The 12064-nt window shown below is 45.4% G+C and carries 13 protein-coding genes; 9 read left to right on the top strand and 4 right to left on the bottom strand.

The window, feature by feature from the left end; translation table 11 throughout:
* Positions 1–36 precede the first annotated feature (36 nt).
* Positions 37–708, top strand: coding sequence for a leucine efflux protein LeuE (leuE, locus tag LZG75_RS11220; RefSeq protein ID WP_233937572.1), 672 nt, complete (start codon positions 37–39; stop codon positions 706–708).
* Between the two features lie 80 nt (positions 709–788).
* Positions 789–1340 carry a peptide-methionine (S)-S-oxide reductase MsrA gene (gene msrA, locus LZG75_RS11225; RefSeq protein WP_233937573.1) on the top strand — a complete coding sequence of 184 codons (552 nt, stop codon included), beginning with the start codon at positions 789–791 and terminating at the stop codon, positions 1338–1340.
* Positions 1341–1396: 56 nt separating this feature from the next.
* Here the strand turns inward: msrA and pdxH are convergent, their stop codons facing one another.
* Positions 1397–2053, bottom strand: a complete 657-nt coding sequence (gene pdxH / locus LZG75_RS11230) for a pyridoxamine 5'-phosphate oxidase (protein ID WP_233937574.1) — start codon at positions 2051–2053, stop codon at positions 1397–1399.
* Positions 2054–2075: 22 nt separating this feature from the next.
* Here pdxH and LZG75_RS11235 point away from each other — a divergent pair, with 22 nt between their 5' ends.
* The 3 genes from LZG75_RS11235 to LZG75_RS11245 all read left to right on the top strand — a co-directional run bounded on the left by LZG75_RS11235 (position 2076) and on the right by LZG75_RS11245 (position 3910).
* On the top strand, positions 2076–2882 hold the full coding sequence (locus LZG75_RS11235; protein ID WP_233937575.1) for a ThiF family adenylyltransferase: 807 nt from the start codon (positions 2076–2078) through the stop codon (positions 2880–2882).
* A gap of 184 nt (positions 2883–3066) precedes the next feature.
* Positions 3067–3432 carry a hypothetical protein gene (locus LZG75_RS11240; protein WP_233924726.1) on the top strand — a complete coding sequence of 122 codons (366 nt, stop codon included), beginning with the start codon at positions 3067–3069 and terminating at the stop codon, positions 3430–3432.
* Between the two features lie 274 nt (positions 3433–3706).
* Positions 3707–3910 carry a hypothetical protein gene (locus tag LZG75_RS11245; RefSeq protein WP_233924725.1) on the top strand — a complete coding sequence of 68 codons (204 nt, stop codon included), beginning with the start codon at positions 3707–3709 and terminating at the stop codon, positions 3908–3910.
* Between the two features lie 11 nt (positions 3911–3921).
* Here the strand turns inward: LZG75_RS11245 and LZG75_RS11250 are convergent, their stop codons facing one another.
* Positions 3922–4137 (bottom strand): hypothetical protein, encoded by a 216-nt coding sequence (locus LZG75_RS11250; protein WP_233924724.1) that lies wholly within the window; start codon positions 4135–4137, stop codon positions 3922–3924.
* A 172-nt stretch (positions 4138–4309) separates the two neighbouring features.
* Between LZG75_RS11250 and LZG75_RS11255 the strand changes: the two genes are divergently transcribed.
* Together LZG75_RS11255 and ald are read left to right on the top strand one after the other, a co-directional pair.
* Positions 4310–5635: an amino acid permease gene (locus LZG75_RS11255; protein WP_233924831.1), complete on the top strand. Its 1326-nt coding sequence runs from the start codon at positions 4310–4312 to the stop codon at positions 5633–5635.
* Positions 5632–6756 carry an alanine dehydrogenase gene (gene ald, locus LZG75_RS11260; protein WP_233937576.1) on the top strand — a complete coding sequence of 375 codons (1125 nt, stop codon included), beginning with the start codon at positions 5632–5634 and terminating at the stop codon, positions 6754–6756. Before LZG75_RS11255 ends, ald begins: the two co-directional genes overlap by 4 nt.
* An 8-nt stretch (positions 6757–6764) precedes the next feature.
* Here the strand turns inward: ald and LZG75_RS11265 are convergent, their stop codons facing one another.
* Positions 6765–7349 carry a DUF3501 family protein gene (locus LZG75_RS11265; RefSeq protein WP_233924722.1) on the bottom strand — a complete coding sequence of 195 codons (585 nt, stop codon included), beginning with the start codon at positions 7347–7349 and terminating at the stop codon, positions 6765–6767.
* A gap of 28 nt (positions 7350–7377) precedes the next feature.
* A complete protein-coding gene (locus LZG75_RS11270; protein WP_233937577.1) occupies positions 7378–8715 on the bottom strand; it encodes a heterodisulfide reductase-related iron-sulfur binding cluster in 1338 nt (445 codons plus the stop codon).
* A 109-nt stretch (positions 8716–8824) separates the two neighbouring features.
* On the opposite strand from LZG75_RS11270, the gene LZG75_RS11275 reads away from it, so the two are divergent.
* Entirely contained in the window at positions 8825–9403 is a 579-nt protein-coding gene (locus LZG75_RS11275) for a TMEM165/GDT1 family protein (RefSeq protein ID WP_233937578.1), read from the top strand.
* 15 nt (positions 9404–9418) lie between these two features.
* Entirely contained in the window at positions 9419–12064 is a 2646-nt protein-coding gene (pepN, locus tag LZG75_RS11280) for an aminopeptidase N (protein WP_233924719.1), read from the top strand.

Genomic DNA, 12064 nt, shown 5'->3' on the forward strand with positions numbered 1-12064 from the left:
GATTTGATCAATTAAAGCAAGGGTTTATCACTCGCAATGAATTGGACTGAGCTCGGTTTAAGTGTTGGTATTGTGAATTTCCCCACCTATCTTTTGGGTACGATCATCATCGTACTTTTACCCGGGCCAAACTCATTGTATGTTTTAACCATTTCTGCACAGCGGGGATGGCGCGCGGGCGCATGGGGTGCGTGCGGGATATTTTTGGGCGACTCGGTATTGATGTTGGCCATTGCTCTTGGTGTGACGAGTTTATTAACCGCTTCACCAATGACGTTTGCGGTGGTGCGTTATGTTGGTGCGGCTTATTTAGCGTGGCTCGGGTGGGGGCTTATTCGCGGCGGGGTAAGACGCTGGCCAAAGGCGCAAGCACTTACACCCAAAGACACTTTTGCGGCAATTCGTTTGGCTCAACTTCATCCTTTATGGGCTGCATTGGCTTTATCGCTGACTAATCCGAAGGCAATTTTTTTCTTTGTTTCATTTTTTTCACAATTTGTTGACCCTACTTTTGCTTATCCAAGCTTGAGCTTTTTCTATTTAGCACTAGTTACTCAAATTTTGAGCATGGCATATTTAGCTATGCTGATTGGTACAGGACAATTTTTTTTACATTTATTTCAAACTCATTTACGTTGGTCAGCAATTTTATGGATGATGGTCGGTGGACTCTTTATTGTGTTTGGCATCCATTTGCTGATTGCTTAGGGCTCGGCTAAGATTAGTAAATACAAAGACCAACAATTACCAAGTTAAGATCAATCAAAATCCATCACAAAGGACAAGTTATGAATGGAGTGAAATTAGAAACAGCCACCTTGGGTGGTGGATGCTTTTGGTGTCTTGAAGCGGTTTACCAGCAGGTACGTGGAGTCACAGCTGTCGTTTCCGGTTATGCAGGTGGCGCAGGAGCCAACCCAACTTATGACGCAGTTTGCGCTGGCCTTACAGGACATGCAGAGGTGGTGGCGGTTGAATTTGATCCGCAGGAAGTCAGCTATCGCGATTTATTGGAAATCTTTTTTGTGATTCATGACCCTACGACCTTAAATCGACAGGGCAATGATATCGGCTCCCAGTATCGTTCGGTGATATATACCAATAATGCGGAGCAAGAGAAAACGGCCCATGAAGTGGTTGCCGAATTAACTCGCGAAAATGCGTATGGCGCGCCCATCGTCACGGAAATTCAAGCTAGCCCGATTTTTTATGCTGCTGAGGCTTATCACCAAAATTATTTTCGAGATCACCCGGCGCAAGGCTATTGCGCTGCCATCATTGCACCAAAGCTGAGTAAATTTAGAGCTAAATTTAAAGCGTTAATCAATCCCACTGCTTAAGTTGCTCAGCAAGCTTACTGCAGCTCACTTTTTACACCACAACGGGGTTTGAACGCTTAGGGAGCTAAACGTGAAATGCGCCAAGCAGGGTTGAAGCTGGGTGCCGCTGTCTTGACTAGCTGATAACGAATGCGATCATGCAAGCGTGATGGGCGGCCTTGCCAAAACTCAATTTCTTCAGCCTGCAGGCAATATCCGCCCCAATGATCTGGGCGTGGAGGGTTATCACCAAATTGCTTTTCAAAGCGCTGCTCTGCCGCCTCTAAAAAATCGCGGTTGGGGATTTCAGTACTTTGGGGGGAGGCCCACGCGCCAATGCGCGAAGCTACTGGGCGCGAATGAAAGTATGCATCGCTTTCGGCGGTGCTAATGCGGCTAACCAACCCTGAAATGCGCACTTGGCGCTCGAGCTCATGCCAGTAAAATAACAACGCAGCTTGAGGCCGCTCGGCAAGCTCCTGGCCCTTCTGGCTTTGGTAGTTGGTAAAAAATGTAAAGCCGGTGATATCTGCACCTTTCAGTAGCACTGTACGCAAGGACGGTTTACCCGTAGCATCGGCGGTGGCCAAGGTCATGGCGTTGGGTTCTGGACACTGCGCGTTCATGGCTTGTTCAAACCAAGTATGAAAGAAAGTGAAAGGATCTGGCGGCACATCAGTTTCAGATAACTGCCCGCGAGCATAGTTTTTACGCAGTTCTGCAATGGTGTTCATGAATTCAGTATAAAGAGAGCTTATGAGTAAGGGAATAAGAGCAAATTTTGCCATCAACCAAGAGACTGGTGAGGCAGCGACCGAAGGCCTTGGGGTTGCGGTAAACCGCCGCTTTGGTGGGGTAGCTAAATTGTATGGCGATACCGCCTATGCGAGGTTTCAACAAGCTACTGTAGTGGTAGCGGGTCTCGGGGGTGTTGGCTCTTGGGCAGCAGAAGCCTTGGCGCGCTCAGCAATTGGTCATTTAGTCTTGATCGATTTTGATCATGTTAGCGAAGGCAATACCAATCGACAATTACCCGCTTTAGAAGGTGAGTTTGGGCGTGAAAAAGTGGCAGTAATGGCCGAGCGACTCATGCGTATTAATCCTGCCTTACGTTTAACTTGCCATGACGCTTTTTTAGAACCAAATAACTTAGATTTATTCATTCCCTTAGGGGCAATCGTTTTAGACGCAACTGACGCTCTTGAAACCAAAATTGCCCTCGCAGCATGGAGCGTGGCAAAGCAACAAGAATTAGTTATGTGTGGCGGGGTGGGCGGGAAAAGAGACCCGAGTTGCTTACGTGCTGATGACTTAGGACAAGCTATTCAAGACCCTTTGCTGGCAAAAATTCGGGCAGATTTGCGTAAAAACCACGGTTTTTCACGAGACTTAAAGAAAAAGATGGGAATTCGCGCCATCTACTCAAATGAGCCTCGAATGGGCAAAGCCATTGGGGGTTTAGCCTGCGCTGGCTATGGTTCAGCAGTAACGGTGACGGCGGGATGCGGTTTTTTAGCTGCTGCCGAGGTTTTGGCCTTAATTAGCCATAGAAAAGCCGCATAAATTTGCTAAACTCCTGACTTACTTAGTATTCTAAGTAGCAAAACTGTCAACAATTCATTTTTTGAGGCGTTGTATGGCTAGCTTCAAATAAAGGCTACTTCATTATGGCCGTTTTTTTTGAATCGAGTGGTTTTTGTTTGAACTTGCAGGAAACTGCTTTTTATTACCTATATAGGAGTTTTACATGAGCAAATTGATCATTGCTTTGGTTTCTGGTTTATTCGCAGTTAGTGTTTATGCCCAACCTGCTAAGCAAGCCCCAGCTGGTGATGCTGTACAGCCTAAGCTTGAAAAAGAGCAGCGCAAAGCTGAAACTGGCAAAGGTTTACCAACTGCTAAAGATTCAACTAAGGTTAAACAAGCCGCAGCTGGCGATGCAGTACAACCTAAACTTGAAAAAGAGCAGCGCAAAACTGAAACTGGTAAAGATTTAACTACTGCTAAAGATTCAACTTCGCAGAAGCAAAAGAAAGCTGGAGATGAAATTCAGCCTAAAATGGAAGATAAAACACGTGCTGCTGAAGGCAAAAAAATGCCTGCAAGTAAGTAATTTCTACCCGTTTTATGTAAAAAACCTCGGTTCGCTGGGGTTTTTTTTCGCCTCAATCCTCCAAAAACTTGGACAAATTTGCTAGAATTTCGCGTTATTTAGATTTCTAAGTAACAAAACTGTCAACGCTTTGCCTAGTAAGACGTTGATTATTAAGCTTCAAATGAAAACTGCTTACCGAAAGCGCTTTATTGTGGTGAGTGGTTTTTAGTGGAGTGGTTTTTATTTGAACCTGCAGGCAACTGCAAATTTCTTACCTATATAGGAGTTTTACATGAGCAAAATTATCGCTGCTTTAGTTTCTGGTTTATTCGCTGTTTCCGTTTTTGCTGCTGAGCCAGCTAAAGATGCAAAAGCTGCACCTGCTGCCGCTGCTGCTAAGCCAGCTGCTGCTGCACCTGCTGCGCCTGCTAAAGATGCAAAAGCTGCTGCACCTGCTGCCGCTGCTGCTAAGCCAGCTGCTGACGCTAAGAAGTAATTTTTACTGCTTTAAAAAACCTCGGTTCGCCGGGGTTTTTTTTCGCCTGCGTTTTCACTTATTTCCCTGAATTTAGTTTTAAAAGCGCCTCCTGCTTGGCGCAAGATCAAAATTGATGGAATTGCATCAGGGATTTCCCTGTCAGAAATTTCGTATTTTGCTGTAGGAAGCTCAAGCAGGAATTTGATTTGAGTTATTGCTTGGCTAGAAATGCGAGCAAAGGCCAAGTAGTTTTTTCATTTCTATAACTTTTGGTAGTTTTAGGCTCTAGTGCTTTTCTCTGCGACTCCCTAGACTCTGCTTCGTTGCTTGCTTAGCAACGTCAGATCGAAAGGAGATCTTTTGCAAACAGAATCACACGGATTAAAACGCCATCTGAAGGTGCGGCATATTCGCCTCATGGCTTTAGGATCGACGATTGGAGTGGGACTCTTTTTGGGTTCAAGTACGGCAATCAAACTAGCTGGCCCCTCTATTTTGTTAAGTTACCTGATTGCCGGAATAGTGGCATTTATTGTTTTGCGTGCTTTGGGTGAAATGGCGGTTCATGAACCAGTCGCTGGTTCATTTGCTGCATACGCGAGCAGTTATGTGAGTCCGCTAGCTGGCTATATGGTCGGTTGGGGATATTGGACCTATTGGATTTTGGTTGGTATCGCTGAAGTGACTGCGGTGGGAATTTATATGGGTATTTGGTTTCCCGATATTCCACAATGGACTTGGGCACTAGCATCCATTGTGTCAATGGGTTTGATCAACTTAATTGCCGTCAAAGTATTTGGTGAATTTGAGTTTTGGTTTGCCTTAATTAAAGTGGTCGCGATTATTGTCATGATTGCTATTGGTGTAGCCGTTATTTTTCTAGGCTATACCAATGAGTGGCAGCCACTCGGTTTGGCAAACCTATGGCAGCACGGCGGTTTTTTCCCCAATGGTATTGAGGGTTTATTACTTTCTCTCGAGATGGTTTTATTCGCCTATGTTGGTATCGAGATGATTGGCTTGTCGGCAGGTGAAGCAGAAAATCCCCGCAAAACAATTCCGATGGCGATTAATTCCTTGGCTTGGCGTATTTTAATTTTTTATCTTGGTGCGTTATTGGTGATCTTGGCCATTTTTCCTTGGAATGAAGTTGGCCAGCAAGGCAGTCCCTTTGTGGTGATGTTTGAGCGCATTGGTTTACGTGAAGCAGCTGGTGTCATTAATTTTGTGGTCATCACTGCTGCCTTATCGTCATGTAATGCGGGTATTTTTAGTGGCGGTCGTTTGCTATATGCCTTATCAGTGAATGGCTACGCTCCAGAAAAATTGGCAGCTTTATCAGTTGGCGGGGTACCCCATAAGGCGGTCATCCTGACAGTTTTGGTAGCGATGGCGGGAGTGGCATTAAATTACTTTGCGCCAGCTGCGGCCTTTCATTACGCCATGGCTGGAGTCACTTTTATTGGCTTAATGGTTTGGGTAGCAATTTTATATACCCAACTGCAATTTCGCCGCTCCTTGTCACCGGCACAAACTACTGCGTTGGCATTTAAAACGCCCTGGTGGCCATTCTCGTCTTGGTTCGCATTGGCATTCATTGGTTTAGTCATCGCCATGATGGCAATGAGTGACTATGCCCGGGCGGCCTTAATTGTAGGACCGTGTTTATTGGGGCTTTATTTTGTCCTGTTTTTCGTATTGGGTTTACATCGTAAAAATCAACTTATTAGGGAGAAAATATGATTATTGGTTTACCACAAGAAGTAAAAAATAATGAATTTCGGATTGGCCTTACACCAAGTAATGTGCGCGCCTTAAGTATGCAGGGCCATACCATTTTGGTGCAGCGTGATGCTGGAAAGCGCATTGGCTATACTGATGAAATGTATCGCATTGCTGGCGCTAAGCTAACTGAAGCCGCTGAAGAAATTTTTGCTAGCGCAGACATGATTGTAAAAGTGAAAGAGCCGCAAGCAGAAGAATGTGCGCTGTTGCGGGAGGATCAAATTTTATTTACCTATTTGCACTTAGCTCCCGACCCATTACAAACCAAGGCGCTATTAGCATCTGGCGCGATTTGTATTGCATATGAAACCGTCACTTCAGGTAATGGCACATTACCTTTGCTTGCACCAATGAGCGAGGTTGCGGGCCGCATGTCGATTCAGGCTGCGGCTCATCATTTAGAAAAATCCCATGGAGGCCCAGGAATTTTAATGGCTGGGGTACCCGGTGTCGCACCAGCGAAGGTGGTAATTTTGGGCGCAGGAGTGGTGGGGCGCAATGCCTTGCAAATAGCGGTTGGTATTGGCGCTGATGTGACCATCTTTGATTGTGATAACGAGCGCTTAAGAGCAATTGATGTGATTTATGGGAACCGCGTTAAATCACTTTACTCTGATCCTAGTATTTTAGAGGATGCCGTCTATCAGGCGGATGCTGTGATTGGCGGGGTACTTTTACCTGGTGCCGCAGCGCCTAAATTGGTCACGCGCAAAATGGTCGGCAAAATGAAATCGGGTGCGGTGGTGGTCGATGTGGCAATTGATCAGGGGGGATGTTTTGAAACTTCACTACCCACTACTCATGCCAATCCTACCTTTGAAGTGGACGGAGTAATTCATTACTGCGTTGCTAATATGCCAGGTGCTGTGGCCAGAACCTCAACTCTGGCCTTAACCAACGCAACTTTCCCATTTGTTGAAGCTTTGGCTAATCACGGTTTAAGTGCCGCCTTAGAGTTCGATCCGCATTTGCGCAATGGCTTAAGCGTTTATCGTGGTAGGTTAACCTCTGCACCTGTGGCGCAAGCACAAAGTTTGAACTATATTTCGGCAGATGAATTGCTTGAGGCTTGCACTTAACTAAAAGGTTAACTCAGATCACTAACTAAAGAGGCTAAGGTTTCGTGAGCGAGGGTTTCAATGTGGAAGGGGTAGCCTTTATGGTCACAGCCCACCATCATTTGTGCTCCCGCTTGCAAAACCTTTTTCATATCGTCGCTGAGCTCAAAGCGCATAAAGTGCACTGCAGACGTTTTTTCTTCAGAGCTGCGCTCTAAATCTTCATCGGCAATCGCGTAAACCCGTGGCTGGCCTTCAATCTCAATGAAGACATGATTTTCAACGCCAAGCAATTTACTCAAGGCAATTTTGCGATCGGCTTCATTGGGATACTCGAGCATCATCGTCGCCTTGAAATTCGAGCCGTTTGGTACCAATGGGTTGTAAGCGTCGAGCTCATCTTGAATGCCCGCGTCATCGAAGGTTTTTTCAACGCGGAGCATTTCTTGAATCTGATAGCGCATCAGAAATTCATTTTCGAAAATCATTGTCAAGTGATCACCTAAATGCACGGTGCGGATACGGCGCTCTTCAATGGCTTTGTGGCGCATTTCTGGGCGCTCCTTGTGATAAGCCTCGAGGCTTAAAAGGCTACTGCGGGTAATCATTCCCATTGTTGATTTATCCTATCTTTCTGCTAGTTTACAGCCCATAGCCCTTAGCCATGAGAGTTAATGGGTGCGCCATAGGAGTCGGAGGCAAACCCAACTCAGCCATCCCTTGCTCGATATGGTGACCAGCCAGTTGGCAATCCGAGCTAATAAAATTAGGCTCTTCTTCCGCCATCCGTTTAAAAACCGGTTTACCGATTTTTTTCGCCATTTCATGAAATTCTTTTTTAACACCCCAAGTGCCAGAGTGGCCTGAGCAACGCTCAACTACATTAACTACAGTACCGGGAATTAAACGCAAAGCTTCAGCAGTTTTTTGTCCCACATTTTGTACTCGTGAATGGCAAGCAAGGTGATAGCTTACATGACCTAATTCAGTCGTGAAATTGGTTTTCAGTAAGCCATCTTTATGGCGTGCGACTAAGTATTCAAATGGGTCCCACATCGCCTCTTTCACGGCTTGCACGGCAGTATCGCCTGGGAACATCAGTGGCAGCTCTTGTTTAAACATCAGGGTACAAGAGGGAATTGGGGTGAGGATCGCATAGCCAGCGCGAGCAAGTTCGGCTAGCTTAGGCATATTCTTTTCTTTATTAGCTGCCACTGACTCTAAATCGCCAAGCTCAAGTTTAGGCATGCCACAACAAGCTTCCTTCTCAACTAGTTCATAGGGTATTTCATTATGTTGCAAAATTTTAATGAGATCTTGTCCAATACCTGGCTCGTTGTAATTGATATAACAGGTGGCAAAGATGGCCACTTTGCCCGGTGTTTTCTTGCCATCAATGACTGGAAAGGTAGATGATTTTGCTGCCAATTGAGGAAAGGTTTTTGTGGCGTATTCTGGAAGCCAGGCGTCTTTATGAACGCCGAGGGCGCCTTCTAACATCAAGCGCGCCAGTCCAGTTTTGTTTACCGCATTAACGGCTTGGGTGACAATTGGAATGCCCGCGAAGAAACCCATTTTGTCGGTGGCCGACAGAACTTTATCGCGAACAGTAGCTTTGTCATCTTGAAAGTTTTTGGCTTTTTGCCGCAACATTAAATGCGGAAAATCAATATTCCAAGGGTGGGGCGGCACATAGGGGCATTTGGTCATGTAGCACACGTCACAGAGGTAGCACTGATCAACCACCGTTTGATAATCGGCTTTGTTCACTTGTTCGAGTTCGCCGTCGGGGGTGCCGTCGATGAGATCAAATAAAGTTGGAAAGGATCCGCAAAGATTGACACAGCGTCGACAGCCGTGGCAAACGTCAAAGACGCGCTCTAATTCAGCATCAATTTTCGTCTGATCATAAAACTCAGGATTTTGCCAATCCAAGGGGTGGCGGGTCGGAGCTTCTAAATTACCTTCAGTCATTGCCATTACTATCCTTCAATATGCTTTTCAATATTGGAGAGTGTATGATTCTTCAGCTTAATAGCCAAATTGTATTAATTAAAGATCTCAATAGTAATTAACTAAATAGTCGAATATGTTTGATTTTTCAGCCTTCATCATTTCAAGCTCGGTCGTCGCTTTGGCTGAAATTGGCGATAAAACGCAACTTCTGTCTTTAATGTTGGCCGCGCGATATCCCAAACAAGCTGGGCCCATTATTGGTGGAATTTTGCTTGCCACCTTGTTTAATCATGCAGGCGCTGCATTGGCGGGTCATTGGGTAGCAGACTTACTGAGCCCCATTGTCATGCAGTGGATTTTGGGGGTCGGTTTTTTATTGATTGGTTTCTGGTTGCTGATTCCAGATCATTTCCATGAAAGCAAAGAGCGGCGCGTCGCGAATCGAGCGTGGCCAGTTTTTATTTTTACCACGACTATTTTCTTTTTGGCAGAAATGGGTGATAAAACCCAAATTGCGACAATTGCGCTCGGCGCTCGTTACGACAGCGTGACTTCAGTAACCTTAGGTACCACAGTAGGGATGATGTTAGCCAATATTCCAGCAGTTTGGTTGGGGCGTAAATTTACCGAGCGCCTACCAATTCAATGGGTGCATGCCATAGCAGCAGTAGTGTTTATCGCCTTAGGGGTGGGCACCTTCATTTTCGCCTAAGCCTACAATACGGTGATGAAAAACGATTTGCCATTAAGCTTTCGCAGGCTTGAATACACCCCTCCACCCTTTACATTTACGCAAGTCGCTTTAGATTTCGCGCTTAATCCTGAGCGCACCATTGTGAAGAGTCGAATTTCAGTTGAACCTACAACCGGTGAGCACACTTCTCTAGTGCTTCAAGGGCAAGACCTAGAATTTATTAGCTTGCGAATTAATGGCACCCCCCATCGTCAATTTGAAATTACGCCCGAATTATTAACCATTCACGCTTTACCAAATCAAGGTAAAGATGCATTTGTTTTAGAAATCATCACCGCTTGTGTGCCAGCTAAAAATACCTCCTTGATGGGACTGTATGTTTCGAATGGTAATTTTTTTACCCAATGCGAGGCTGAAGGATTTCGAAAGATTACTTACTTTTTAGATCGACCTGATGTGATGGCACGCTATCGCGTCACTTTGCGTGCAGTGGAAGCTGATTTTCCGGTATTACTTTCAAACGGAAATTTAATCAGTACCGAGCGCTTAGAAAATGGGTGGCATAGTGCAGTTTGGGAAGATCCTTTTCCAAAGCCTTGCTACTTGTTTGCTTTGGTGGCTGGTAAGTTAGCGTGCGTAGAAAAAAAACTCACTGCGGCTAGCGGTGCTAGTAAGCTACTGCAGGTATGGGTTGAGCCTCACGATTTAGAAAAAACTCAACATGCCTTGGATTCATTGGTACATGCGATTCAATGGGATGAAAAACGATTTGGTTTAGAGCTTGACTTAGAGCGCTTCATGATTGTGGCGGTGAGCGATTTCAATATGGGGGCCATGGAAAATAAAGGCTTAAATATTTTCAACACCAAGTATGTGCTGGCCCAGCCAGAGACAGCAACCGATGCTGATTTTGCAGGCATTGAAAGTGTGGTTGCGCATGAATATTTTCATAACTGGACTGGCAATCGGGTCACTTGTCGTGATTGGTTTCAGTTGTCATTAAAAGAAGGCTTAACTGTTTTTCGAGATCAAGAATTTTCAGCTGATCAAATTGGTAGTGAGTCGGGTAGGGCAGTTAGTCGCATTGCCGATGTGCGCTTATTACGAGCGGCGCAGTTTCCTGAAGATGCTGGTCCAATGGCCCACCCAGTAAGACCTGATGCCTATCAAGAAATTAATAATTTTTATACCGTAACGATTTATGAAAAAGGCGCAGAGGTCGTGCGCATGTACCAAACTTTATTAGGTCGCGATGGTTTTCGTAAAGGCATGGATCTTTACTTTAAACGACATGATGGACAAGCAGTCACTTGCGATGAATTTTTAGCTGCGATGGCAGATGCTAATGGACGAGATTTAAGTCAATTTGAGGCTTGGTATAGCCAAGCTGGCACGCCACGCGTAAAGGTCGGAGAAAATTACGACTCAACTACGCAGCAATATCAATTAACCTTAACCCAAACTTGCACCTCGAAGGCAAGCCAGGCAGAGCTTAAGCCATTTTTAATTCCACTATTAATGCGTTTGTTTGTACCTGTACAAAACTTATCTGCTAATACACGAGCAAATCCACAGCCCAGTCAAATACAACCATGTGGCACAGAACAACTATTAGAATTCAGTGCCAGCTCACAAACTTGGACTTTTTATGATGTGCCCCAACGGCCCATTCTGTCGCTTAACCGTGGGTTTTCTGCCCCCATTATTTTAGATTTTGCACAGAGTGAAACCGATTTATTGATGTTGCTAGCAGGTGACGATGACCCCTTTAATCGTTGGGAGGCGGCACAGAAACTGGCATTAGAATTAATCTTAGCTGGACGTTTGCCTGATGCGCGTCTTCTTGCCGCCTATCGTAGCATTCTGCTTGACGCGGAATTAGATCCCGCATTTAAAGATTTGGTCTTTACCTTACCTGCTGAAAGTTATTTGTACGAGCACTGCGTATCGATTGAGCCTTTACAAATTTATGCAGCGAGGCAGGCGTATCGCCTAGCCCTAGCTAAAACCCTGCAGCCCGATTGGCTCCGTGCTTATCAACAGATGCAAACTTCGGGGCCTTACTCGCCTGATTCAGTTAGTGTAGGCAAGCGTGCTTTAAAAAATCTTGCTTTAAGTATGTTGTTATTAGCGAATCCGCAAGACCTCAGTATTCAGCAATTGGCGCTTGATCAATATCAGCAAGCCAACAATATGACCGATCGTTTTGGTGCTCTCGCTGCCTTGGTATTGCAGGGCGCATCTAAAGCGACAGATTGTTTAGCTGATTTTTATCAGCGCTTTGCTGATAATCCACTAGTGATAGATAAATGGTTTACTTTGCAGGCCATGTGCTCGCTTGATGCCCCCTTAGAGCGAATCCGCAGTTTACGAAATCATCCTGCTTTTAAAATGACTAACCCTAATCGGGTGCGGAGCTTAATACATGCTTTTTGTCTAGCTAATCCAGCAGGGTTTCATCAATGGGATGGTAGCGGCTATGCTTTTTGGGCAGAAACTGTGCAAGCGCTTGATTTAATTAATCCGCAAGTAGCAGCCCGCTTAGCGCGCGCTGCTGACCGTTGGCGTTCTTTTGCCGAGCCTTATCAAAGCAAGATGCGGGCAGCTTTAGAGCAGGTGGCAGCAAACGCTAATCTTTCGGCTGATGTGCGAGAGGTAGTGAATAAAGCTCTAGAATAA

The sequence above is a fragment of the Polynucleobacter sp. IMCC30063 genome, from assembly GCF_021395235.1.
In the GTDB taxonomy this organism is placed as follows: Bacteria; Pseudomonadota; Gammaproteobacteria; order Burkholderiales; family Burkholderiaceae; genus Polynucleobacter.

What these genes read in the sequence shown, in the direction of transcription:
- LZG75_RS11235 (WP_233937575.1), top strand. Translation starts at nt 2,076, where the DNA reads ATGAGTAAGGGAATAAGAGCAAATTTTGCCATCAACCAAGAGACTGGT.
- LZG75_RS11275 (WP_233937578.1), top strand. Translation starts at nt 8,825, where the DNA reads ATGTTTGATTTTTCAGCCTTCATCATTTCAAGCTCGGTCGTCGCTTTG.
- msrA (WP_233937573.1), top strand. Translation starts at nt 789, where the DNA reads ATGAATGGAGTGAAATTAGAAACAGCCACCTTGGGTGGTGGATGCTTT.
- pdxH (WP_233937574.1), bottom strand. Translation starts at nt 2,053, where the DNA reads ATGAACACCATTGCAGAACTGCGTAAAAACTATGCTCGCGGGCAGTTA.
- ald (WP_233937576.1), top strand. Translation starts at nt 5,632, where the DNA reads ATGATTATTGGTTTACCACAAGAAGTAAAAAATAATGAATTTCGGATT.
- leuE (WP_233937572.1), top strand. Translation starts at nt 37, where the DNA reads ATGAATTGGACTGAGCTCGGTTTAAGTGTTGGTATTGTGAATTTCCCC.
- LZG75_RS11265 (WP_233924722.1), bottom strand. Translation starts at nt 7,349, where the DNA reads ATGGGAATGATTACCCGCAGTAGCCTTTTAAGCCTCGAGGCTTATCAC.
- LZG75_RS11255 (WP_233924831.1), top strand. Translation starts at nt 4,310, where the DNA reads ATGGCTTTAGGATCGACGATTGGAGTGGGACTCTTTTTGGGTTCAAGT.
- LZG75_RS11270 (WP_233937577.1), bottom strand. Translation starts at nt 8,715, where the DNA reads ATGGCAATGACTGAAGGTAATTTAGAAGCTCCGACCCGCCACCCCTTG.
- LZG75_RS11245 (WP_233924725.1), top strand. Translation starts at nt 3,707, where the DNA reads ATGAGCAAAATTATCGCTGCTTTAGTTTCTGGTTTATTCGCTGTTTCC.
- pepN (WP_233924719.1), top strand. Translation starts at nt 9,419, where the DNA reads ATGAAAAACGATTTGCCATTAAGCTTTCGCAGGCTTGAATACACCCCT.
- LZG75_RS11240 (WP_233924726.1), top strand. Translation starts at nt 3,067, where the DNA reads ATGAGCAAATTGATCATTGCTTTGGTTTCTGGTTTATTCGCAGTTAGT.